Origin of the sequence: Rhizobium sp. NZLR1b (assembly GCF_019685155.1) — a bacterium.
Lineage (GTDB): Bacteria > Pseudomonadota > Alphaproteobacteria > Rhizobiales > Rhizobiaceae > Rhizobium.
In genome coordinates this window covers 36,233-59,783 of the sequence record NZ_JABDWC010000034.1, presented here as the reverse complement: position 1 = coordinate 59,783, position 23,551 = coordinate 36,233, and the positions used below count along the sequence as shown (strand labels likewise).

Genomic DNA, 23,551 nt, shown 5'->3' with positions numbered 1-23,551 from the left:
CAGGTATGGCCGGTATCGAACTGCGCAACATCAACAAGATCTACGCAAACAGTTTTCACGCCCTTCACGATCTGAACTTCGACGTCAGGGATGGCGAGTTCATGGTGTTCGTCGGTCCCTCGGGTTGCGGGAAGTCGACAGCGCTGAGGATGATCGCCGGCCTGGAGAGCATCTCCAGCGGCGAACTCAGGATCGATGACCGGGTCGTCAATGATGTCGATCCCAAGGACCGCGACATTGCCATGGTCTTTCAGTCCTACGCGCTCTACCCCCATAAGACGGTGCGCGAGAACATCGCCTTTCCCTTGCTGATGGCTGGCCTGCCGAGGGCCGAGATCGATAGTCGCGTGACCGAAGCGGCGCGCATTCTCGAATTGACGGCATTGCTCGACCGCAAACCGGGGCTGCTCTCCGGAGGTCAGCGCCAGCGCGTCGCCATGGGACGGGCGATCGTTCGCAAACCGGCGGCCTTCCTGCTGGATGAACCGCTCTCCAACCTTGATGCCAAACTGCGTGTGCAGATGCGGGCCGAGATCGCCAGCCTGCAAAGAAAACTGAATGTCACCACGGTCTATGTGACCCATGACCAGGTCGAGGCAATGACGATGGGTGACCGGGTGGCGGTGATGAAAGGCGGCGTGCTGCAGCAAGTCGACACACCGCAAAACCTGTACAATCGCCCTGCAAACGTCTTTGTCGCCGCCTTTATCGGGTCGCCGTCAATGAACTTGTACGAGGCCGTTCTGAATGGAAGGACGCTGACCCTGGGCAACAACAGTTTCGAGATCCCTGACCGGGTTTTCGAATGCCGCCCCTCTCTCGACGGTGCGTCCAACCGTCAGGTCATTGTCGGTATCCGGCCCGAGCACATGAACGACGCCGCGATCCGGCCTTCTTCGGCCGAGATCTCGGCCCCGGTCACTTTAGTCGAGGCGCTGGGTTCTGAATCCATGGTGCATCTGCATATCGACGCACCTTGGGTGGATGCCGGCGACCCGGACGCCGTCGCCGACATCGGCAACGAAAAAGCTGCTGTAGCCCGTTTTTCTCCGAAGAGCACAGTACGCGCAGGTAACATCGCGCGCATCGCTGTCGATGCCGAAGAACTTCACTTCTTTAAACCGGATACCCGCACCAGCATCTGGTGATGATATTGCCTGGAGAAACACAAGAGTGACTAGTCCATCTATCGGCACCGATTGTCTGCAACTCTTTCGGATCTCCAGCCAGGATCTTACTGCAAACGCAAAACGAGAACTGGTTGGACGCGTTTGCCCAGACGCCTGGCGAGCAACAAGCCAATCAAGAGCATCAGTCTACTCTCGCTGTGGAGCAAGAAATGTCCGAGAAGACGTTAACAATGGTTAGCGAAAACTGCTTCGATGTAACGAAGCATCCCGCAGGCAATCCCTATGAGGATATTGGGGCGGTCATCAATGGCATCATTGCGGATATCAAGAGCAGGCAACCGGTTTCCGATCTCAATGATGGCGGAAAACCTGGAGCAGTTATCTATATACCACCAGGCGATTATCGTCTTGTTACGCAAGTCGTTATCGACCTGAGCTATCTGAAGATTGTGGGCTCTGGACATGGTTTCACGTCGTCGAGCATCCGTTTCAATGTACCCGCAAACGAGCTGACGCACTGGCATGAAGTGTGGCCAGGCGGAAGTCGCATACTCGTGGACACATCTCCGGATGCCGCCCACGGTGAGGCTGCCGGAGCCGCGTTTTATGTTAAGCGCACCGGAAATCCGCGCATAAGCTCTGTGGAGTTTGCTGACTTTTGCATCGATGGCCTGCACTTCATTGATGATGGTTCGGGGCAAAAACATGCAGAAAATACATACAAGAATGGCAAAACAGGAATTTATGTCGGCAGCGCCAATGACTCATTCCGAATAACGGGGATGGGTCTTATCTATCTGGAGCATGGAGTGACTGTTCATGATGCAGATGCGCTCGCGGTAGATAACAATTTCATTGCAGAGTGCGGCAACTGTATCGAATTGAAAGGCATGGGTCAGGCCACAAGAATAGCAAATAATTTTGTAGGAGCCGGCTACAGGGGACATTCCATTTACGCTGAAAATTATGGTGGCATTCTAGTATCCTCAAACAACGTATTCCCTCGAGGAGCGAGCAGTGTCTATTTTTCCGGCGTCGTCCGTTCCTCGGTCACAGGAAACAGATTCCATTCCTTCTATCCCGGAATGTTGGTTTTTGCTCACAACTGCTGCGAGAATTTGGTTTCCTCAAATCACTTTTTGCGAGATCGCGAGCCATGGGCGCCCATGCAGAAGTACGACAACGGTTTGGATGATCTGTTTGGACTTTTGCATATTGACGGCAGCAACAACTCGGTAATCGCGAACCACATCTCGGAAACAATAGATATTCAATATATCAAGCCTGTCGCCGTAAAGCCTGTGATTATCAAGCTGGTTTCCGGGTGCGGCAATTACATAGCCAATAATCACATTGTGGCCACCACCGAAATATCGCAAATCACTGACGCACCAGACAGTGCCTGCTTTTCAACACAAGTGGGCGCATTGCTGTCGACTGACAATCTAAAGGCGCTCGAAGTAACGGCAATACTGGTGCAAGAGGGGTCGGTACGCAATACAGTCCTGGATTCAGGCCGTGACGACCAGGTTGAGATGGACAGAACAATGAACGCATTCAGGGCCACTCCAACTCCTGGGAATAGTCTGCGATAAAACCCGCCGCCAAGGCTCGGCCACCGGTTCAAGATCGGCTTGTGCGGCGCTGGCCGGAACATGGGCTGTCGGACCAATAGGCGTTCGCGCCGGCTTTTTTCAAGTGGATCAATGTCGGGATCGGGTATGACCAGCCGTAGCGACGTCATTCAATTCGAAGGCGTCACAACCTGCTCTACGTAAGCCGCGAGTGTGGGTGCAACATGCTTCCCCGAAACGCTCGCATCAGGACCGCAGCCCCCATCAACCGCGTTGCAAAATCCTGGTGTTGACGTGACCTGCGGTGATCTCCTCGATCGGCACTGGTCGACCAAGCAGATATCCCTGGCCGATGTCGCAACCCAGTTCCTGAAGCCGTCGACGCTGGCTCTCCTCTTCGATGCCTTCGGCCGTGATCGTCACGCCAAGTCCGGCACCGAGAGCGATAATGGCCTTGATCACCTTGTCCTGCTTGTCATTGGTCTCGAACGAGGCGACGAAACTCCTGTCGATCTTGATCTTGTCGAACCGGTAGTTCGACAGTTGGGAGAGGCTGGAATAGCCTGTTCCAAAGTCGTCGAGAGCAATCCTGACCCCCGCATTCACCAGATCGTCGAGGACGATCCGTGCCGTGACGGCGTCCTGGATGATGGCGCTCTCCGTTACCTCAAGCTCGACCCTGTGCGGGGGAAGACCGACATCGCCCAATATCTTGAGAATTCGCAGGCCCAGCAACCTGTCGCTCAGTTGGATCGGTGAAAGGTTGAACGACAGGACGAGTTCGCTTGGCCAGGAAAGCGCATCGGTGCAGGCGCGCCGAAGCAGCTGATCCGTCAATTCGACGATCAGGCCGGCTTGCTCTGCCACTGGAATGAATACGCTGGGGGGGATGAATTCGCCGGAAGCCGTTTTCCAGCGGGCCAGCGCCTCGAAGCCGATAATCTTGTTCGCCTTCAGGTCCACGAGCGGTTGATAATAGGGAACGATCTCAGCCTTCCGGATCGCCGCTCGCAGATCCCCTTCCATTCGAATCCGTTTCGCCAACTCGTCCTGCATCGAAGGCACGAAGGGCTTCACCAGATCGCGGCCCTGCTTTTTCGCCACAGACATCGCACAGTCGGAATGTCGAATGACTTGACCGAGGTCATCGCCGTTCTCCGGATAAAGTGCGAAGCCGACGCTGGCGCCGAGATCGACGGCGACACCATTGAATGTGAAAGGCTTGCCGATCACGCGGACGATGCGGCTGCCCAAAGCGGCAAGATCGGGATTTCCCATGCGCCGCGCCAGAACGACGAACTCGTCTGCACCAATGCGGAAAACGCGCTCACGGGGAAAGAGGGCGGAGAGCCGCTGAGCAACAATTTTCAGCACCGCATCACCGTGATCGTGCCCCAGCAGGTCATTGACCTTCTTGAAGCCGTCGAGATCGATGCTGAACACGGCATAGGTTTCCTGTGCCCTTTGATCGATCATCGCCCGCGCGCACAAGGAATCCAGAAATCTGCGGTTGGGCAGCTCGGTCAGCGTGTCGTGACAGGCAATCCAGTCCACGTTCTTTTCGGCCTGCAGCCTGCGATTAACCTCTCGCGAAAGATCCCGGATCCGCAGCGCGGAATAGATTAGCCCCAGAAACCCGGAGATGTTGAGGGCGAGGAGCGCGTGGTCGAGCGGGTAGCCGTGATGCTGCTCGATGAACCCATCCAGCCCCTCATGCCAATGGAACTGCCAGGATAGGCAGAAAAGCAGCAGGAAGATCGAGATCCAGACCAATATCTCCATCTGGGGTCTGGTTGGCTGGATGCGAGGCATGGGAACGGGCTCCTGTTGGGTGAAGAACCATCATGGCCAGTTCGCAGGACCGCATCGTCCCCTAGATATTTCCAACACCGCCACAATTCATTCGGGCGGAATTAAGCGGGCCGGCTTTTGCCGTCGTTGATCAAGCGCACAGCACCGACCAGCCCGAAAGACTATCTGAACTTCGAACGTTAATGGTGGGTTGCCTGGACGGCGGCGCTGGCATTTCGCTGCGCAGAACGGACAGCTTTCCCGCAAACTGGATGGGGTGGCACCGATCTATAGCGTGGCGCAGGCTACTGAAGGGTGGGGGTAACACCCCACGTGTCCGAGACCATGTAGCCGTTCTGCCACGGATCCTCCGCGTCGACGGAGTATGTATCTCCCAGCGACGAAATGTTTCCTGCCGAGTGAAGCTCAGTGCTTTCGACCGTCACAAACTGAACTTGCTGATGGATTGGATACAATATGTATGCAACATGGCGATGCCTGCCTGTTTGGCCAGGCTAGATGGAGGAAAAATGACTGAGACAGCCACCATGTCGATCAGCCAACTGCACGAGTTGGTTGAAGCAATTTTTCGGCGGGCCGGGTTGAATGCGGTGCAGGCAGTTGCATTGACGAATGTCATTGTGGCTGGCGAGCGCGACGGCTGCAAATCTCACGGCATCTACCGCATCGAGGGCGCCTTGCGCACGGTGAAGGCGGGAAAAGCCAAGCCCGATGCCATCCCCACGATCGCCCCGCAGGCAAGTTCCGGTATCGTGACGGTTCAGGGGAATGGCGGGTTTGCTAATCCCGCGTTCGAGCTTGGCTTGCCGCTGGTTGCTCAGGCGGCGCACGCGTCGGGAATTGCGGCGTTGGTTGTCAACGATGTCGTCCACTTTTCTGCGCTCTGGTCGGAAGTGGAAGCCCTGACCGGACAAGGCCTCGCGGCGATCGTCATGTGCCCCAGCTATGCCGCGGTTGCTCCGGCGGGCGGCAGCAAGCCACTGCTGGGGACCAACCCATTCGCCTTCGGCTGGCCGCGAGTGGACAAGCCGCCCTACGTTTTCGACTTCGCGACATCCTTGGTGGCTCGAGGTGAAATTGAACTTCATCGCCGCGCCGGCAAGCAGCTTCCCGAAGGCTGGGCAATCGATGCGCACGGCGCCCCGACCACCGATCCCGATGAAGCTCTCGCCGGCGCGATGTTGCCTTTTGGCGGCCATAAGGGCTCGGCTATAGGAACGATGATCGAACTGCTTGCCGGGGTCATGATCGGTGATCTGACAAGTCCGGAAGTGCTCGATTATCTCGGGACGACGACACTGTCACCAATGCATGGCGAGCTGATCATCGCCATGTCGCCGAAAGCGTTTTCGGCGGGTCGTCCGGGTGACCCGTTTGCGCGAGCAGAAGCGCTGTTCGAGGCAATAATCGGGGGTGGTGCACGGCTTCCCTCCGAACGCCGTTTCGTTGCGCGCGCAAAGTCTGAAAGGGAAGGGATCACCCTGACCTCGGCTGAATTGGAACAACTCAGCCGCCTTCATGACAAGGGCCTGGATGCCGTTTCCTGACGAGGTTTCAACGTGGCATGGGACGAGCAGGTCTCCCGGAAGGAGGACCTGTTCGTTGAAGGGCTAAGGGATCAGGGCTTGTATTTTTCGACCGCGCCCGGCAGTTTGCTCCATCCGGCATACCAGGTATCGAACAGCTTCAGCTGCTGCTCGACATAGCCGCGCTGGCTTTCGGAAAGTTCGTCGGTTTCGTTGAAATGCAAGGCATATTCCGCGTCACCCTTCAGCACCATCATATGCTTGAAATAAAGCACAAGGTCCGGACCTTCATCGAAGGACGAAAGCACGCCGAGCGCCGATTCCAGCTCGAGCGCACGCTGACGGGCATCCGGGTCGCCCTTGGCGGCAGCCTGCGAAAGATTGCACATATGGATGACTTCCTTGGGCAGGACGCAACCAATGCCGGTGATCGCGCCGACAGCACCGCAGTTCACAAACCCGTGGAAGACACAGGTATCGACGCCGATCATCAGCGACACGTCATCGTCGCGGCTGGTGATGTTTTCCGCAGCATAGCGCATGTCGGCTGCACCGCCGAATTCCTTGAAGCCGACGAGGTTCGCATGGTCTGCACGCAGGGCAAAAAACAGGTCGGCGCGGGTCGCGAAGCCATAGTAAGGGCTGTTGTAGATGACGGCAGGAAGATCCGGCGCAGCCGCAAGGATGGCCTTGAAATGGTTTTTCTGGGCCGTGACGACGGTGCCGCGGGAGAGCACGCGGGGGATAACCATCAGTCCCTGTGCGCCTACCTTCTGAGCGTGCGCCGCATGGGCAACGGCTGAAGCGGTATTGACCGCTCCTGTGCCGACGATAACCGGAATACCGGCATTGACCAGGCGCTCGACGCCTTCCATGCGCTGCTGATCGGTCAGGAGGGGCCAATCGCCCATCGAGCCGCAATAGACGACCGCCGACATTCCTTCTGCGATGAGTTCTTTGCCCTTGCGGACCAGCCCATCATAGTCAGGGCTGCGGTCATCCTTGCAGGGTGTCATGAGAGCGGGAACGACGCCCGAAAAAATCTTAGCTTTCATCGTGAAAACTCCTCGGTGAGACGAAACGGAGACTGGTGGCGGATGCAGAGCGTCGCGCCTCGATGCAGATGAATATACATCTTTGTATTTTTTTTGTCGACAAGAAATTGCGAGCGTCGATGTTTTTTAAAGACTGATGTCGAACCGGTCTTTCCTGGCAAACAGCTTCTGAATCTGTTCAACAATTTGTTCCGCGTGCATGCGCGCCAGCCGGTCGGCGAGGTCCGCGTCCCGCGCTGCGATTGCAGCAATGATCTCTTCGTGTTCGTCGACGAATTGCTGCGGCAGCCGATCGCCATAGGACTGGTAGTACAGCCGGAGAATGCGTCGTCCATCATCGAGGATACGATTGAATACGGCGACGAAGTATGGATTGCGCCCGGCTTCTGCAATCGAAGAATGAAGGGCGGCGTTGCTCGCAATCATCGCCAGGGCGTCTTGGTTCGCGACGGCGGTTGCGAATTCTAATTGACGAGCCTTGATCTCCAGCAAATCTGCAGGACGATGATATTGCGCCGCGAGCTTCGTGGTGACGCGGTACATCAGCACCAAAGCGTCGAAGAAAGTATGCAGGTTGAGAAAGTCGATGTTGGATACCATCGTCGACCGATTGGGCAGCGTATCGATCAGACCTTCACCCGCAAGGCGGACCAGCGCCTCGCGGATTGGCGTGCGCGACATTTTGAAATGTTCGGCGAGCTGCACCTCGTCGATCGGGCTGCCGGGTGGCAAGACCAGGTCCAGAATGTCATTGCGCAGAAGTTCGTATACGGTTTTCGCACCGGAACCACGCTTGCGTTCGGAGGGAGCTTGCGTCTGCATGGCCATTTCAAAATCCTTGTTGTCGACAACGGGTACTTTGAAACATTCACGCGGGCAACTGTTCGTGTTCTGCTCCCGACCTTTGCAACAACCGCAAAACAACTCTCGCTGCGGACGCCGGCCCGCACTCGATCCCCTTTTTAGATTGGTCGATCATGCCGGCAGCGAGGCTTCGGCTGTCCATCCGGCTGCTCGGGGTGTCACGCGTCCTGAAATCGCGGCTTCCACGCAGTCGCTCAGACTGGCGAGCCGTACGAAGCGACCCGAGAGGCCGGGGCCGTAATGCGCATATTTTCCGGAGTTCGTGATCACGGCTTTGGTCTTGGTGGGAAACACTGGTTCGGAGATCGAGCACCAGCAAAGGTCCGGGAAAACCTGAACCCCCGCCTGACGCAACTCGGCAAGGGTGCCGTCGCCTTGAGCCTGGTCGATCACCTGCTGGCCGGCTGTCACAATCACGGCGACGCCCGGATGGCGGCGCCTTCCCATCAACGCAGTCGTCAGTGCGGCGGCCAACGCGCGGCATTCTTCGATGGATGCATGCGGGCTCCCGATCGCGACGAGTTCGACATCTGCCGGGCCGTCATTCAGCAAGCGCCACGCATCGTGCATGTCCTCGACCGTGATGCTGACTTGACCGGCGTCCGGATGGACTGGCCCGGCTGCCTCGGGCGTTATCCCTGCGATGTGCAGCATTGGCGATGCGGATGTTGTTCCGAATGCAGCGCAGAGAGCTTTCAAATCGTCTCGAGACGGACGGGCCTGGCCAAGCCCTTTGACAAGCGGAATGCAATCGGGCGCCTTCTTCCCGATCAGATATCCGATGAGTGGCCAAAACGCGTCGTTCACGGATGCCGGGGTTTCAACGTCGATAACCAGCCGAGCGTGCCGATTGATGTCGAGATAAACCCCGGATTCCGGGGCTCGCCCGGTCAATGCAATACAGAGATCCAGGAAGTCAGGGTGTTTGGCCGTGCGCGCACCGAGCACGGTGTTTGCGAAGATGACGGCATTGGACTCCGACCAGGCAATCGTTTCACCGGTTTGCGGAGCGCTGTCCAGAAGATAGGGAGAACAGGTGAAGGTTGGCCGACAGCCCATTCGCACGTAAGCGTCCGCAAGGCGTGCGGCCGGTGCGCCGAAGGACGGCGGTATCCCTTGCATTTCCCAGTTCGCCCGATCGACCGAGATCGCGTTCATCGTGGTCGGAATACGCACCCTCGCACCGAGATCGGCGATCGTCTCGGCAAAAGTAAGGTTTGCCGGACTTGCGTAGATGCATCCGTCGATATGGCCCTGGCTCACATCGATGAGCCGCGTGGCGCCCTGCTGGGCGGCCATCGCACAAATGATCCGCATGGCCTGCATCGCGCCCGGACCATCGCCGCCATTGAGCATCTTGCAGTCTTCCTCGGTCAGTTCGAGGTCGGCGAGGGCAGGAGCAGGCAGTTCCGTGTTGAGGCTCTGAGAGGTGATGACACCACGCTCTATCGACGCCGACTGAGCCTGGGAAAGAAGTCGGAAATTCTCCGGGCTGAGCCTGATGACCGGCATCGGCCTATCGAACATCTCGGCTGCTATCAGTGCACCGAGCGTCAAGACGTCCTCTGCTTCGCTGAAGACCAGAGCGGCGGGACCGCGGCCGGTCAGAATGAGGTCGAGCAATACGCCGGATCCCGTGCAGGAGCCACGGCTCGTCGGCATCATCAAAATGGCGCCGGTCAGGGAAACGCCGTGCAGCGGGTGGTGCACGTCGATGACATTTCCGGTTGCCGGGTCTACGCCGCCCCAGAAGCTCAATGCCTCCTCCGTTGCGACAACGCGGCCTGTTGCGGAGCCCTTCAAAACGGTCCGCGGTGCTGATGCGATGGTCATTTGACTGTCTCGTCTGCTCTTTTGGTCGACTGCCGTCGTGTTGCCGTTGCCGGTGGATCGCTCCGCCGACGCCAAGGCTTCAGCTGGAGAATTGTATAAAATATGCAAAAAATGCAGACCTCCCAAGGACCTCCAGGCGCAAATTTGCCGATTTATCGCAATCCAATTTCGCTGAGTTAGGATCAGGCAGTCAGGTCAAGCGCTCAAGAGCACGGATCGTGAAGAGGTACGCGTGACCAGTCGCGCGGCGCAAGCCGCTTGGCTTCGGCGTGGCACATCTGCCGGGGAGGTTTGAACCTCCGAAGCACGATGCCGCGGGCATCGACATCAGCCAAACGGGCTAACGGCCAGGATCGTGTCGGAACGTCTGCGGCCGGGCGTCGGGGTCGCGTGCAATGCTCGCTCCGAACACGTGCGCAGCAGCGCCGGATCGTCGATCACATGTGCCGGGACTGCGTAGTAGCGGCGAACCGTCACCTCCCTGCCAGCAGCGCTGTAGCGGAACGGTTCTGAGCCATCTGCCTCGAACTCCGCGCGCATCGCGGCGTCGACGCGGAGATACAACGTGCCCTTCATGACGAATCCGAACTGCGCGCCGTTTCGGACGAGGGCGGATCCGCCGAAGAACCGCCGGACATCGATGGAGCCGGCTGGACCGATCTGGCTCGCAAAATCCAGCGCCAGCCTGCGTGTCGCCTCGCTACCCATGGTGCTGTCCTGCGAGAGGATCGAAGAAGCCGGTGATCGCGCCGAGCCGGCCATCAGAAATCACCCCGAAGCTCGTGCCCGTCTGCAGAACACGCTCGTCTTCGTGGCTCAGTGCCCAGCGTGCCAGCGAACGTTCATTGTGATGGAGGACGCTCAATATTTTGAACCGGCCACCCGGTACGCTCTCCTGAAAGCCGGCCATGTAAGCCGTGAGACCGGCTCGCCCGGCGATCTCTCCATTGGGGTCGCAATAGGTCACATCGTCAGCGAGGCAAGCCAGCATTTCCGGCTCGCGAGCGTCAGCATCCAGCGACCAGATGGCCGCATATCGGTTCCATAGTGCCTCAGGTGTCATAACAGTGTCTCCAGTTGATTGAATTCGTCTTCTATCGCCTGCCGCAGGCCGGCCTTGTCTTCGCCGCCGCGAATGAGCACGAGCAGACCTTGATAGAAGGCAAGAAGACGGATGGCCGTCGTGGCTGCCCTGGCTCCGTCCGCGTCTCGAGCCAAGGTCGACTGCTCGGTCAGCCTCGAGCGGAATGTGGTTCGAAGGAGACCGAGCGCTGTCTCGACACGCGGATGCGATTTGACGCCGCCTCCGAATTCCACCGCCATGTTCGTGATCAGGCAGCCAAGGGAGCCGCCGTCGGGCTCATGCAGGAGCGAGAGGAACAGTTCACGCAAGCCTTTAACCCCGCTCCCCGGCGGCGCAAACCGCGCGATCCGTCCCTCCAGGACCGTGCGGTTGTAATGGCCGAAGGCCGCGTCGAAGAGGCCGGCCTTGTCGCCGAAGGCGTGATAGATGCTTCCGCCTTTGAGGCCCGTCGCCTCCTCGAGGTCGCGGATCGACGCACCTTGATAGCCGTGCTTGCGAAAGATTTGCATCGCCCCCTTCAGCACTGCCTCCTCGTCGAATTCCCGTGCTCTGCCCACAATCACCTCGATTCTTTATCAACCGTTCTAGAATGACTGATCAAGAATGAAGGCGCAAGAGCCTCCCGTGACAATCCGCGAGAAAATTCCGCTTGACAACTTTGATGATGAATATCATTGATGATCTATGATGACGATTGTCATTAAAAATTTGAGTGACTGCAGCTGGCTGCCTTCTGCGCGAAAGTTGGTGGTCGATACGGAAGGGCAAGGACAATGGCGATGATGGCGGCGAAAGCGAGCGATGCGGCGCAAGGCCCCCGCACCTGGGCTGACCCGCTGCCGCATCCAACCACGCCGATTTCGTGCCGAAGGCTTTGTCCTTCCTTGGCGCCTGACGCCTCAACAGACTTCGAATTGGAGAAAGCCTCATGAAGGCATTCGTCGTTGATAAGTACAAAAAGAAGGGCGCTTTGCGCCTGGCCAACCTGCCGGAACCTGAATTGCAGGACAATGATGTCCTTGTCCGGATTCAGGCCACGGCCGTGAACCTGCTGGACTCCAAGCTGCGGGACGGAGAGTTCAAGCCTATTCTTCCCTATCGTCCGCCATTCGTCCTGGGGCACGACGTTGCCGGCACGGTTGTCAGGACGGGACCGAGGGTCAGGCGGTTCAAGGTCGGTGACGAGGTCTATGCACGGCCGCGCGATCATCGGGTCGGTACATTCGCCGAATTCATTGCCATCGATGAAGCCGATGTGGCGCTGAAACCAAACAATCTCAGCATGACCGAAGCAGCGTCCATTCCCCTGGTGGGGCTGACCGCGTGGCAGGCGCTGGTCGAGGTTGGCAAGGTGAAGCCCGGCCAGAAAGTCTTCATTCAGGCCGGTTCCGGCGGTGTCGGGACTTTCGCCATCCAACTCGCCAAGCATCTTGGCGCGACGGTGGCGACGACGACCAGCGCTGGGAATGCCGAGCTCGCCAAAAGTCTCGGGGCGGATGTGGTCATCGACTACAAGACGCAGGATTTCGAGAAGGTCTTGTCGGGCTACGATCTCGTGCTGAACAGTCAGGATCCGAAGACGCTCGAAAAATCTCTGGCTGTACTGAAGCCGGGTGGCCGGCTCATCTCCATTTCCGGCCCGCCCGATCCCGCATTCGCCAGGGAACTCGGCCTGAACCTGTTCCTGAAACTGGTGCTGCGCCTGCTGAGCCGAGGCGTTCGGAAAAAGGCCAAGCGCCTCGGCATAGGGTATTCATTCCTGTTCATGCGCGCTGAGGGGCAGCAGTTGGGTGAGATTGCGCGCCTGATCGAACAAGGCGTGATCCGACCGGTCGTTGACAAGGTGTTCCCGTTTGAAAAGACCGGCGATGCACTGGCCTATGTCGAGACCGGGCGCGCAAAGGGCAAGGTGGTCATCACGGTCGCAGACTGAGGTCGACCTGACGGCGTGGCGTGCGTTGCGAGACGAACGCCAGAAATAGTTTCCAACTCTGAAAGTGACAAATGACCAGCAGCGCACTCTTTGAGCCCGCCGTACTCGGCTCTCTCACACTATCCAACCGCATCGTCATGGCGCCATTGACGCGCAACAGAGCGGGCGCCGGGTTTGTGCCGGGCGATCTTATTGCTGAGTATTATGCGCAACGGGCCTCGGCAGGCCTGATCATCTCGGAGGCGACCCAGATTTCGCAACAAGGGCAGGGCTATCAGGACACGCCCGGCATCTACACGCAGGCGCAGGTCGACGGCTGGCGCAAGGTGACCGACGCGGTGCATGCCAGGGGCGGCCACATCGTTCTGCAGCTCTGGCATGTCGGTCGGGTATCGCATGTCGACCTGCAGCCGGATGGGCAGCCCCCAGTGGCGCCTTCCGCCATCAGGGCCGAAACCAAGACGTTTGTGAACAACACCTTCGTCGACGTGTCGGCACCTCGGGCGCTCGAATTGCATGAGATCTCCGGCATTATCGAGGATTTCCGTCGCGCCGCCGCCAATGCCATTGCCGCCGGCTTCGATGGCGTCGAAGTTCACAGCGCCAACGGCTACCTGCTCGACCAGTTCGCCAGGGACGGCGCCAACACCCGCACCGACGCCTATGGCGGGTCGATCGAAAACCGGGCCCGGCTGACGCTCGAGGTGACGGCCGCGGTCATCGAGGAAGTTGGAGCGGCGCGAACCGGAGTTCGGATTTCACCGGTGTCGCCGGCCAATGGATTATCCGCAACCGATCCGCAGGCGCAGTTCGGTTACATCGTCGAGAAGCTCGACGAGATGGGCATCGCCTACCTCCATGTCGTCGAAGGCGCGACGGGCGGGCCGCGCGATGTTGCACCCTTCGATTACGAGGCGCTTCGCCGCAAGTTCAGGAATACCTACATCGCCAATAACGGCTACGATCTGAACCTCGCGACGGCCAGGCTGGAGCAAGGGCTGGCGGACCTGTTTGCCTTCGGCAGGCCGTTCATCGCCAATCCGGATTTTGTCGAACGCCTGAAGGTTGGTGCATCGCTGGCCAATCTCGATATGGCGACGCTCTACGGCGGAGGCGCGGCGGGCTATACCGACTATCCTGAAATGGCCGCACCGGTCGGCGCCTGACGGCATGGGGCCGCTTGTATGCGGCCCTACAGCATGATGCCGAAAAGTGTGAGCGGTTTTAGAACAGGATTCAGATTTTAGGCCGATCCGGCCTAAAATCATCCTGTTCTAACGTTCCCGCATCCGATTTTCGATGGCGTCGCGGCAATCCGCTCGGCAGGCGTCGAGTAGTTCGTCCGCCAGCGGGGAATCGTCCGGGCAGGCCCTCGACAGCACGATTGCTCCGACGGCCTGAGCGAGGATGGTGATGGCTTGCGCCCGGTCCCCGGCGCCGGAAGCGTGATGTCGTGCAATGCCGTCCTCGATCGCGCGCACGAGGTTATCTATTCCTGCAGCAAAGACGGCCTTCGTTTCTTCAGGTTGCCGAGCCGCATCGCAGCTCAGCGCCGCGGCCGTGCACCCCTGGCCGCGCCCATCCCGGTGTTCACGCGCGAGATAAAGTTCCATGACGGCGAGCACGTCATGACCGGCATAGCGCTTCAAGGTCTCGCTCAAACCATTCTCGGTCGACTCCGCGATCAAGTCCTCCTTGGAGCGGAAGTGATTGTAGAAGCCGCCATGGGTGAGCCCCGCACGCTCCATCAACTCCGCCACCCCCACGCCATCGAACCCGCGCTCGCGAAACAGCTCCGACGCGGTGGCGATAATCCGTTCGTAATTTTGCTGCTTCTTTTCCTTGGTGATCCGCACTTTACAGTCCTTTCGACCGCCATGCCCGAATTATGATGTCATATATCATTATAACTTGACTTATTGATGATGTATATCATTGATAATTGCGGCCGGCACAGGCTCGTACCTCATGGCAGACACGCATCTCATCGCACCGGCCCGTTTCGCCGCCGCCAGAAGACGTGCCGATCACGCTCTACGATCTGACCCCGACCGAGACGCGCGTCGTCCTCAATTGCCGCGGCGACTGGTTGAATTTCTGGCGGAAAGCGGTTGCGAAATGTGCCGCATCGGAAAAGCCGGTCTCGAAGGCGATCTGCGTCATCGAGAGCGTGCTGTTTTCCACCAGAAAGCGGGCGTAACGCAGGCGGGTCTCGATGATGAACCGCTTCGGCGTCATGCCGATGCCTTGCTGGAACAGGCGCCCGAACTGACGCGGCGACAGGCCGATCATGCTGGCTGCCTGCTCGGGTGATACGTCACGGCCCTTGCGACTCTCGATCAAAACGACCGCGCGCTGAATTCGGGAATCCTCGACATGACGAAAGCTGGAAACCCGACCGTGGTCGAAAGCGCTCAAGCCCTTGTGCTCGGTCAGCGACAGCTGGTGAACTGCCTTGGCCGCCCGGTCAGGCCCGCAATGGGTGCCAATGAGTTCTGTCATCAGTGACAGGATCGAGACGCCGCCGGGAACGGTGATGCGGCCGTTCTCGATCAGGAAGTCGTCGCGCGTCGAGAATGCCTGGCGCGGAAATGCGATCTTGAAATCCTCGGCATGGAAGGGATGAACGGAGGCTTTACGCCCGGTCAGCAGACCTTCTTGGGCGAGTACGAAGACGCCGGTGCAGACGCCGATCACCGGGACGCCGGCGGATGCGGCGACCCGCAGGTAGTCGCGGTGCTTGCTGGGTGCTGCGCGTAGATGCGGCAGGAGTCCGCCGATGACGGCGATATAGTCGAAGTCCGTCGGGTTGATATAGGGCGCATCGGGCTGCACGCGGATGCCGCAACTCGCCACCGCGGCGTGGCCCGGCGCTCCCATGATCGACCAGCGGCAATGCAGGGGCCGGGAGTTGTCGGCGAAATCGGCGGCATGCCGCAAGGGCTCGACGATCCCGGTCAGCGACATCATCGGGAAGCTCGGCCAGAGCAGAATGCCGATGGAGAGATCGGCCTTGCGGTCTCGGGCGGCCAAAAGCCGTTCGGCCCACAAACCATCGAGCCAGCGGACATAGTCCGGCTCGCTGGCACGTGCATCTGAAAGGGTGGCGTCTGCGTCCATGCCCGGCCGACCTTAGATCAGCCGTGTCGCTATTTCAAAGAAAATGTCCGATTTCTAAAATTCAACGCCGCCTTTCGGTGGCAAGCTCTCTCTCGTCGAACTCGACATCCGGGGACAAGACCCACGGACCGGGGAACTAAAAACAAATCAAGGATCAGAACAATGGCACTTTCTCTTTCGAGAAGGGTGGTGATGTGCGCGCTGCTGGCAGGCAGCTTCATGGCATCGGCACCGCTCGCAAACGCATTCGAACTTGCCGAGCAGGGCAAGCTGACGGTCGCATTTACCGGCGACATGCCGGGCTCCGGCTGGCAGGACGGCAAGCTGATCGGTTATGACGGCGAGATTATGCAGCGCATCGCCGACAAGCTCGGCCTCAAGATACAACCGGCCCTCATGGAATGGTCGGGTACGATCGCCTCCGTTCAGTCCGGTCGCGTCGACGTGATGCTCGGCACGATGGGCTGGACCGAGAAGCGTACGAAGATCATGACGTTGTCTGAGCCGATCCATTATTTCAAGAACGGCATCATGCAATCGAACAAGACGAACTGGGACAAGCTTTCCGACCTGGAAGGCAAGAAGGTCGGCACGATCACCGGCTTCTCCTTTGTCCCGGAACTGAAGACGATCAAGGGCCTTGAGCTCTCACTCTACGACACCTCCGACGCCGTCGTGCGCGATCTTATTGCCGGGCGTATCGATGCCGTCATCGGCGACCCGCCGGTGGTTTCCTACGCCATCAAGCAGAACCCGGATTGGAACATGCACTTCCTCGCCTTCACAGACAACAGCGCGGATTTCCCGCTGCTTACCGGGCTCGGTCAGGTCGTCTACGGTCTCAACCAGAAGAACGACGATCTGCGCCAGAAGATGGACGCGATCATCGCCGATATGTGGAAGAGCTGTGAGATGAAGGACATCGGCGCACGCTACGGATTGTCCGCCGATGTCTGGTTTAAGCCGGTGGGTGCAAACTTCCGTGCCGGCGTCGACCGCCCCGGCGATTACAAGCTTCCGTCCTGCGCAGCCGGCGGCTGACCGGGCTGACGGATGAAGGCTGCGGCAAGCGGCTTTCATCCGTCCTCTTCGCCAAGACACAACAGCATAAGGAAACGGCGATGAATGCGCTTTTGAGCGTTGCGGGCCTGCGCAAGAGTTATGGCCCTGTCGAAGTCCTGAGGGGAATCGATTTTACCGTCGCAGCCGGTGAGAAGATTGCCCTGATCGGCCCCTCGGGCTCCGGGAAATCTACCTGTCTGCGCTGCGTGAATTTTCTGGAGAAACCGAGTGCTGGTGAGATCAGCCTCGATGGCGAGCGGATCGGCGTTCGCAACGGCCAGGTGATGAGAGACCGGCAGCTTGCGCCACAGCGCGCCGAGATGGGCATGGTCTTCCAGCTCTTCAATCTCTGGCCGCATCTCTCGGTGACGGAAAACGTTGCGATCGCGGCGCGCAAGGTCCGCGGTCTGACTGCCGTCGAGGCGCGCGAATTGGCCTTGGAGATGTTGGCGAAAGTGCACATGACGCACCGCGCCGATGCTTCACCGCTGGAGCTGTCCGGCGGGCAGCAGCAGCGTGTGGCCATCGCGCGGGCGCTCGCCCAGAAGCCGAAGCTCATGCTTTTCGACGAACCGACCTCAGCCCTTGATCCCGAACTGGTCCATGAAGTTCTGAAAGTGATGGAAGAGCTCGCGGCCGAAGGACGCACGATGCTGATCGTCACGCACGAGATTGCCTTTGCCCGCGACATCGCCGACCGGGTGCTGTTCCTCGACGGCGGAAAGATCGTCGAAGCCGGACCGGCGCGCCAGGTCGTTACCGCTCCGCGCGAGGCACGCACGCAAGCGTTTCTCAACAAGATCCGGCACTAGGCGCCATGAGCGGATTCTCGCTATTCTTCTCCGTCGTCCGGGGGCTCGCCGCCGGGCTTGAGGTAACGGTCTTGGTTACGGTGGCCTCGCTGGCTTTTGCAACCGGCATCGGCTTCCTTCTCGCCCTCGTCAGGCAATTCACAGCGATCAGGTTCGTCAATATGGCGATCGACGCCTATTGCGAAATCCTCTGCAACGTACCGGCCCTGACGCATCTGTTCATCCTCTACTTCGGGCTTGCCAGCATTGGCGTGAGGCTGACGTCGATTGCCGCCGCCATTCTGGGCCTCGGGCTTATCGGCGCAGCCACTACCTCAGCGATCTTCCGCGCCGGTTTCGCCGCTTTGCCAAAAGGGCAGGCGGAGGCGTCGCTTGCTGCAGGGTTGACACCGCTCCAGACGATTTTCGAAATTCTGACGCCGCAGGCCATGCGGATCGCCCTGCCGGCGCTCGGGAATTACGCGGTGCAGCTCCTCAAGGACACCTCCGTCGTCTCGGCCATCGCGGCGCCTGAAATCATGTTCTTCGCCCGCTCCATGGTCACGTCGTCCTTCCAGACAACGATGATCTACGCGACGGCGGCGGCACTCTATCTGTTGCTGAGCCTGCCATTGATGCAGGCGACGCGATTCCTTGAAAGACGTTACGGGAGACTGAAAGGATGAGCGGGTTCTTCGCACCCTACCGCGACTATGGTGGCGAATGGCTGCCCTTGTTGTTGCGGGCAATGATGAATACGGCAGTGCTTTCCGTGTGCGCCTTTGCTCTGGCGCTCGTGCTCGGTTTGCTGCTTTCGCTGTGCCAGAGATCAAGTTTCGCGGCGCTACGGCATTTCGCGGCACTTTATGTGACGGTCGCGCGCGGCGTGCCGCTGCTCGCGGTGCTGTTTCTGCTTTACTTCGGCCTGCCGGGCATTGGGATCGTCTTCGATGCCTTCGGCGCGGCGATCGCAGGTTTGGCGTTGTGTTTTGCGGCTCAGATCGCCGAACTCTTCCGGGCCGGACTGAAGGCGATCCCGGCGGGGCAGAGCGAGGCGGCCCTGGCCGTCGGTCTCACGCCGGTTCAGAGCTTCCGGCTGATCATCCTCCCCCAGGTCGTCCGCGTCATCCTGGCCCCGATGATCGTCACCTTCGTCGCGCTTCTCAAGGATTCCTCGCTCGCATCGCTGATCACCGTCAACGAGCTGGTTCTGACCGGCCGGGCGATGGCGACCGAGTATTTTCTGCCGCTGCAGATCTATGTGGCGGTTGGCCTCTGCTACTTCGCGATCGCCTGGCCGTTTTCGGTCTTCTCCCGCCGGCTTGCCGTGCCCACCCGCTAATTCATCACAAGGCTCAGATCATGACCACCGATATGACCGTTGCCGCGGTCACCGCGTTTCGTTCCGCCGCGCCGGCACGCAAGGCCCGCCCCCTCATTCTTATAACGCCCGATCTCGGCGAGACGCCGCAAAAGCCGACCGAGTGCGAATATGTGGTGCGGTCGAACTATGCCGAGGCAATCACCAGCGCCGGCGGGGTCCCGATGATCCTGCCCTATGACGCCGAAAACATCGATGCGGCGCTGGCGCTCGCCGATGGTGTCGTTCTGACCGGCTCCCGGCCGGGTGCTGAAGTGGCTGATCGGCGCCGCGACTTCGAGCGTCAGCTGGTGGCCAAGGCCCTGACGACAGGCAAACCGCTCCTCGGTATCTGCCATGGCATGCAGTTGATCGGCGAGTGCCTTGGCGGAGAGTTCCTGAGCGAGCTTCCGGCCGCCGGCATTTCGCACATCCCGCAGGACCTGCCCGATGAACTGGCGCACGAGATCATCGTCGAGCCGGACAGCCTGCTTGCCGGCTGGGTCGGGACAGGACCGACCCGGGTCAACAGCCTGCATCGCCATGCGCTGTCCGGTCACGGGCGCTTTCGCGTCATCGCGCGGGCACCCGATGGGATCATCGAGGCATTCGAGGGCGAGACGGAGGCATTTTGCCTGGGTGTCCAGTGGCATCCGGAATACCGCCTGACGGTCCTCGATCTGGAAATCCTCAAGGCTTTCGTCGCGCGCAGTGCCGAAGCCGGGGAAAGGAGAAGGGCGGAGCCCGGCATGAGCGGAAGCGATGCTGTGCGCAGGCGCCTTGCCGCCTTCGGCCTGGCCTTGCCGGAAGCCGCAATGCCGCCCGGGGCTTTCGCCGGCGCTGTTCGAACCGGCAATATCGTCACCGTGTCCGGTCAGGTGCCGGTGACCGATGGAGCCGTTCGGCGGACCGGTCGGCTCGGGACGGATGTCTCGATCGAGGAGGGCCGCGAATGCGCACGGATCTGCCTTCTCAACGTGCTTGCTCAGCTTGAGCGCGCCAGCGGTGGGTTCGACAAGGTGCGCGGCTTCGTGCGGCTTGCGGGCTATGTTGCCGCGACTGACGATTTTACCCGCCACGGCGCGGTCGTCGACGGCGCGTCCGAGCTGCTGCGCGATCTCTTTCCGGATCGGTGGGAGCATGCCCGCATTGCGATCGGCGTGTCATCTCTTCCGCGGGGCGTTCCGGTCGAAATCGAGCTGACCGCGCTTGTGGGAAACGAGGTGTGACATGGCGCGCATCGCGGTCATCGGCGCAGGCGTCATCGGCGTTTCCTCCGCCTACCTTTTGGCCAAGGCAGGGCACGATGTGACGCTTATCGATGCAGCAGCCGAACCCGGCAGCGGCGCCAGCGCCGGCAACGCCGCGCAGCTCTCCTGGGCCTATGGCGATGCGATGGCATCTCCCGGACTGCTCAGGCATCTGCCGGCCATCGCCCTCGGCCGCGATCCCGCGTTCCGGATTCGCTGGCAGCTGGACCCGGATTTTCTTCTCTGGGGGCTGCGCTTCCTCGCCAACGCACCATTTCCGCGATGGTGGAGCAATACGCAGGCCATTCTGGAACTCGCCGGAGAGTCCCGCCGCGAGCTCGCATTCCTGCTGGCGGAAACCGGTCTTTCCTTCGACTACCGGCTTGCGGGAAAGCTGCATCTCTATCCGGATCAGCGCAGCTTTGCCGCGGCCCGATCGGCCGTCTCGCGCAAGAATGCACTCGGATTCGAGCAGCACATGCTGTCGCGCGCAGAAGCCCGGGAAATCGAGCCTGCCCTTGCCGGCTACCAAGGCGAAATCGCCGGTGCGGTCTACACGCCGGGTGATGCGCTCGGCGATGCAGCCGGCTTTTGCCGTCAGCTGACACACCATATTGCACAGCATTACCGGGTTTCGCTCCTCTTCGGCCGGAAAGTGGCGGGTTTCTCGCGCGAGGCGGACAGACTTGCAGCCGTGAGGTTCGACGACCGGGAGGAACTCACGGTCGATGCCGCCGTCGTCGCTGCGGGGGCTCAGGTCCGTTTGCTTGCCACAGAGCTGCCGGAGGTCCGCCCGGTGCGTCCGGTGAGAGGCTATTCGCTGACCGTGCCGCGGACCGGCGCCGCACCCGCCATCAGCCTCACCGACGTCAAACGCAAGCTGGCTTTCGCATCGATCGGGGATCGTTTCCGCGTCGCCGGTCTTGCCGATATCGACCGCCCAGCCGCGGGCTTCGACCCAGCGCGTTTCGAAGCGCTGCGTAGCGCAGCGGCCGGTGTCCTGCCGGATCTCTTCAATAGCGGCGTCGTTCTGATGCGCTGGTCAGGCGAGCGGCCGATGACCCCGTCATCCCGCCCGATCATCGGGCCCTCCGAGCGTCTGAAAGGTGTTTACATCAACACCGGCCACGGGATGCTCGGCTGGACCTTAGCATTGGGCTCGGCCCGAAAAATGGTGGACCTGATCGGTATGCAGACGAGATGACGGCTAGACCATAGCTAATAAACGAACGGATCTACCGCCGCCTGCGCGCCCGGCTCCTTCGGATAGATCACCCCCTTGCGCAGGATGATGTTGGCATAGAGCCTGGGCTCGCTTGTCTGGATCACCGCATGGGCGGCCTTCACCCGGACGTAGAAATCCGGGCCGATCAGCGGCATCACCTGGCGGTGCGGCTCGTGGTGGGCGCAGCAGTCGATCATCTCCTCATGCACCGGATCGAGCTTGTCGCGCTCGGTCTTGACGGTCGAGCGGAAGATTGCCTCGGGCACAAAATCATCGATCGGCAGCACGCTGAGCACGGCGTTGAGAACGGGCACGAGATGGTGGCCGTCGAGCCGGATCAGCCGGCGCGCATGTTCGACGCCTGGGTAATTACCGTCGACGATGGCGATCTCGTCGCCGTGACCCATGGCCCGAAGCGTAAAAAGCAGCTCCGGGCTCAACAGCGGATCAAGTCCTTTCAGCATGGTCTACCTCCTTGAAAAGTACGTTCTGGTCGGTGAGGTAACGCGCAAAGATCGGCAGGCTGGCGCCGCCGATGGCGCGCGCCTGGGCGCCGACCGCGCCCTCGAGGATTTCGGGCATGACGACGCCCTGCAGGTCGAGCTTGGCGGCTTCGTCGATCGTCGCCTGCACCACGCGGCTGCGCACCCAATGGGGAAAACCGCCGTCGATCACAGCCGCGCTGAAATCGACGATCGAGGCGGCCGCGACGATCGCCTGCGCCAGCGCCTTGGCGCTATCCTGGATCCAGGCTTCCATCGGCTCGCCGAAATCCACCCAGTCGTCGGCCGAATACCACAGCGGCTCGGGATCGATGCCGCGCTCGCGCAGCATGTTTTCGAGCACGAAGATCGAGGCGATTTCGAGCAGCTGCATCGTCTCGCCGTTCTTGCCGCGCACCGGCAGTGGCCCGATTGCGCCTGCCGTCCCGGTGCGGCCGGAAAAGATCGCCGAATTCAAGACGATGCCGCCGCCGATGAAGGAGCCGATGAAGAAATAGACGAAATCCGGATAGGACGGCCCGACGCCGAAGACCAGTTCGGCGCCGCAGGCGCTGGTCGCATCGTTCTGCATGAAGACCGGATGAGAGACGCGCGCGGCGATGTCGGCCTGCAGGTCGACCTCGCGCCAGACCTCCATGGCGCCGGCCGGCGCGCCGACCTCTTCGGCCCAATTCCAGAGCTCGAAGGGTGCGGCGATGCCGAGGCCGGCAATGCGGCCGCGCTGTTTTTCGTCGAGCCGGTCTTCGAGCTCCTGGATGCCCGAGGTGACGAAGGCGAGGATTTCATCCGGCAGCGGGTAGGCATAGGTCCGGTGCAGCTGCATGCGGATGCGGCCGACGAAATCCATCAGCACCAGATCGGCGCTGCGCCGGCCCATCTTCAGGCCGAAGGAATAGACGGCGTCCGCATTGAGATGCATCGGGATCGACGGCTGGCCGACCCGGCCGCGCACCGGCGCCCCGCGCGACAGCAGCCCTTCCTTTTCCAGGACCCGCATGATGACGGAGACGGTCTGCGCCGACAGCCCGCTGCGGCGCGCGATATCGGCCTTCGACAGCGCGCCGTAAAGACGCACCAGCGACAGCACGAGCCGTTCATTATAGGCCCGTACCCTGACCTGGTTCGCACCGCCGGCCGGATTCAGAATAGGTGGCGGGACCGGTGTGTGTTCCGGTCCATCCAAGGACGACATGACCGCTCCTCCCGATCGTTGGCCCTACTGCATAATTCCTTAAGTCGGGATCGATTTAAGGACAAAATTATGCAGCACTTCAAAGTGCTACAGCGTCCTTTGCGCGTCGAAGACGCGCGGCGCTGTATGCCTGATTTCCACGGAGCATGCCATATCGAATTAATAATTCAATTGGATTTATTTATTGACAAGCCAATTTCTTTTCGCTTTTAATTGCCGTCGTCAAGGGCACGGGAC

Annotated in this window: 22 protein-coding genes; 11 read left to right on the top strand and 11 right to left on the bottom strand. The window is 60.2% G+C overall.

Annotation, left to right across the window (positions count from 1 at the left end; all coding sequences use genetic code 11):
- The first annotated feature begins 5 nt into the window (after window positions 1–5).
- Complete coding sequence (locus tag HJB84_RS30965; RefSeq protein WP_207582717.1) at window positions 6–1,148, top strand: ABC transporter ATP-binding protein; 1,143 nt, start codon at window positions 6–8, stop codon at window positions 1,146–1,148.
- Window positions 1,149–1,360: 212 nt separating this feature from the next.
- Entirely contained in the window at window positions 1,361–2,725 is a 1,365-nt protein-coding gene (locus HJB84_RS30960) for a NosD domain-containing protein (protein ID WP_221117787.1), read from the top strand.
- Window positions 2,726–2,968: 243 nt separating this feature from the next.
- On the opposite strand, the gene HJB84_RS30955 is transcribed toward HJB84_RS30960, so the two are convergent.
- On the bottom strand, window positions 2,969–4,516 hold the full coding sequence (locus HJB84_RS30955; protein ID WP_221117784.1) for a bifunctional diguanylate cyclase/phosphodiesterase: 1,548 nt from the start codon (window positions 4,514–4,516) through the stop codon (window positions 2,969–2,971).
- A 509-nt stretch (window positions 4,517–5,025) separates the two neighbouring features.
- Between HJB84_RS30955 and HJB84_RS30950 the strand changes: the two genes are divergently transcribed.
- Window positions 5,026–6,063 (top strand): Ldh family oxidoreductase, encoded by a 1,038-nt coding sequence (locus tag HJB84_RS30950; protein ID WP_221117783.1) that lies wholly within the window; start codon window positions 5,026–5,028, stop codon window positions 6,061–6,063.
- Between the two features lie 71 nt (window positions 6,064–6,134).
- Here the strand turns inward: HJB84_RS30950 and HJB84_RS30945 are convergent, their stop codons facing one another.
- The 6 genes from HJB84_RS30945 to HJB84_RS30920 all read right to left on the bottom strand — a co-directional run bounded on the left by HJB84_RS30945 (window position 6,135) and on the right by HJB84_RS30920 (window position 11,435).
- Window positions 6,135–7,097, bottom strand: coding sequence for a dihydrodipicolinate synthase family protein (locus HJB84_RS30945; RefSeq protein WP_207582719.1), 963 nt, complete (start codon window positions 7,095–7,097; stop codon window positions 6,135–6,137).
- A 126-nt stretch (window positions 7,098–7,223) separates the two neighbouring features.
- Window positions 7,224–7,925 carry a GntR family transcriptional regulator gene (locus HJB84_RS30940; protein ID WP_207582720.1) on the bottom strand — a complete coding sequence of 234 codons (702 nt, stop codon included), beginning with the start codon at window positions 7,923–7,925 and terminating at the stop codon, window positions 7,224–7,226.
- A 147-nt stretch (window positions 7,926–8,072) separates the two neighbouring features.
- Window positions 8,073–9,794, bottom strand: a complete 1,722-nt coding sequence (locus HJB84_RS30935; protein WP_221117782.1) for an aconitase X — start codon at window positions 9,792–9,794, stop codon at window positions 8,073–8,075.
- A 327-nt stretch (window positions 9,795–10,121) separates the two neighbouring features.
- Window positions 10,122–10,502, bottom strand: a complete 381-nt coding sequence (locus HJB84_RS30930) for a TfoX/Sxy family protein (RefSeq protein WP_207582721.1) — start codon at window positions 10,500–10,502, stop codon at window positions 10,122–10,124.
- Window positions 10,495–10,857 carry a nuclear transport factor 2 family protein gene (locus tag HJB84_RS30925; protein WP_221117781.1) on the bottom strand — a complete coding sequence of 121 codons (363 nt, stop codon included), beginning with the start codon at window positions 10,855–10,857 and terminating at the stop codon, window positions 10,495–10,497. The genes HJB84_RS30930 and HJB84_RS30925 overlap by 8 nt, the downstream gene beginning before the upstream one ends.
- Window positions 10,854–11,435 carry a TetR/AcrR family transcriptional regulator gene (locus HJB84_RS30920; protein ID WP_207582723.1) on the bottom strand — a complete coding sequence of 194 codons (582 nt, stop codon included), beginning with the start codon at window positions 11,433–11,435 and terminating at the stop codon, window positions 10,854–10,856. Before HJB84_RS30920 ends, HJB84_RS30925 begins: the two co-directional genes overlap by 4 nt.
- A 371-nt stretch (window positions 11,436–11,806) precedes the next feature.
- Here HJB84_RS30920 and HJB84_RS30915 point away from each other — a divergent pair, with 371 nt between their 5' ends.
- Complete coding sequence (locus HJB84_RS30915; RefSeq protein WP_207582724.1) at window positions 11,807–12,811, top strand: NADP-dependent oxidoreductase; 1,005 nt, start codon at window positions 11,807–11,809, stop codon at window positions 12,809–12,811.
- Window positions 12,812–12,882: 71 nt separating this feature from the next.
- Window positions 12,883–13,977 carry an alkene reductase gene (locus HJB84_RS30910; RefSeq protein WP_221117780.1) on the top strand — a complete coding sequence of 365 codons (1,095 nt, stop codon included), beginning with the start codon at window positions 12,883–12,885 and terminating at the stop codon, window positions 13,975–13,977.
- A 108-nt stretch (window positions 13,978–14,085) separates the two neighbouring features.
- Here the strand turns inward: HJB84_RS30910 and HJB84_RS30905 are convergent, their stop codons facing one another.
- Complete coding sequence (locus tag HJB84_RS30905) at window positions 14,086–14,667, bottom strand: TetR/AcrR family transcriptional regulator (RefSeq protein WP_207582726.1); 582 nt, start codon at window positions 14,665–14,667, stop codon at window positions 14,086–14,088.
- A gap of 178 nt (window positions 14,668–14,845) precedes the next feature.
- Window positions 14,846–15,931 carry a GlxA family transcriptional regulator gene (locus HJB84_RS30900; RefSeq protein ID WP_207582727.1) on the bottom strand — a complete coding sequence of 362 codons (1,086 nt, stop codon included), beginning with the start codon at window positions 15,929–15,931 and terminating at the stop codon, window positions 14,846–14,848.
- A 162-nt stretch (window positions 15,932–16,093) separates the two neighbouring features.
- Here HJB84_RS30900 and HJB84_RS30895 point away from each other — a divergent pair, with 162 nt between their 5' ends.
- From HJB84_RS30895 to HJB84_RS30870, 6 genes are all read left to right on the top strand, one after another.
- Window positions 16,094–16,972 (top strand): ABC transporter substrate-binding protein, encoded by an 879-nt coding sequence (locus tag HJB84_RS30895; RefSeq protein WP_221117779.1) that lies wholly within the window; start codon window positions 16,094–16,096, stop codon window positions 16,970–16,972.
- An 80-nt stretch (window positions 16,973–17,052) separates the two neighbouring features.
- Window positions 17,053–17,805 carry an amino acid ABC transporter ATP-binding protein gene (locus HJB84_RS30890; protein ID WP_221117778.1) on the top strand — a complete coding sequence of 251 codons (753 nt, stop codon included), beginning with the start codon at window positions 17,053–17,055 and terminating at the stop codon, window positions 17,803–17,805.
- Window positions 17,806–17,810: 5 nt separating this feature from the next.
- Window positions 17,811–18,470, top strand: a complete 660-nt coding sequence (locus HJB84_RS30885; protein ID WP_221117777.1) for an amino acid ABC transporter permease — start codon at window positions 17,811–17,813, stop codon at window positions 18,468–18,470.
- Window positions 18,467–19,126 (top strand): amino acid ABC transporter permease, encoded by a 660-nt coding sequence (locus HJB84_RS30880; RefSeq protein ID WP_221117776.1) that lies wholly within the window; start codon window positions 18,467–18,469, stop codon window positions 19,124–19,126. The genes HJB84_RS30885 and HJB84_RS30880 overlap by 4 nt, the downstream gene beginning before the upstream one ends.
- A gap of 20 nt (window positions 19,127–19,146) precedes the next feature.
- Window positions 19,147–20,373 (top strand): Atu1372/SO_1960 family protein, encoded by a 1,227-nt coding sequence (locus HJB84_RS30875; RefSeq protein WP_207582732.1) that lies wholly within the window; start codon window positions 19,147–19,149, stop codon window positions 20,371–20,373.
- 1 nt (window position 20,374) lies between these two features.
- Window positions 20,375–21,598, top strand: a complete 1,224-nt coding sequence (locus HJB84_RS30870) for an FAD-dependent oxidoreductase (RefSeq protein ID WP_221117775.1) — start codon at window positions 20,375–20,377, stop codon at window positions 21,596–21,598.
- Between the two features lie 14 nt (window positions 21,599–21,612).
- On the opposite strand, the gene HJB84_RS30865 is transcribed toward HJB84_RS30870, so the two are convergent.
- Window positions 21,613–22,083 carry an RbsD/FucU family protein gene (locus tag HJB84_RS30865; protein ID WP_207582734.1) on the bottom strand — a complete coding sequence of 157 codons (471 nt, stop codon included), beginning with the start codon at window positions 22,081–22,083 and terminating at the stop codon, window positions 21,613–21,615.
- The gene (locus HJB84_RS30860; RefSeq protein ID WP_207582735.1) at window positions 22,067–23,314 is read right to left on the bottom strand and encodes an ROK family transcriptional regulator; all 1,248 of its coding nucleotides are present in this window, start codon (window positions 23,312–23,314) and stop codon (window positions 22,067–22,069) included. Before HJB84_RS30860 ends, HJB84_RS30865 begins: the two co-directional genes overlap by 17 nt.
- Between the last annotated feature and the right edge of the window lie 237 nt (window positions 23,315–23,551).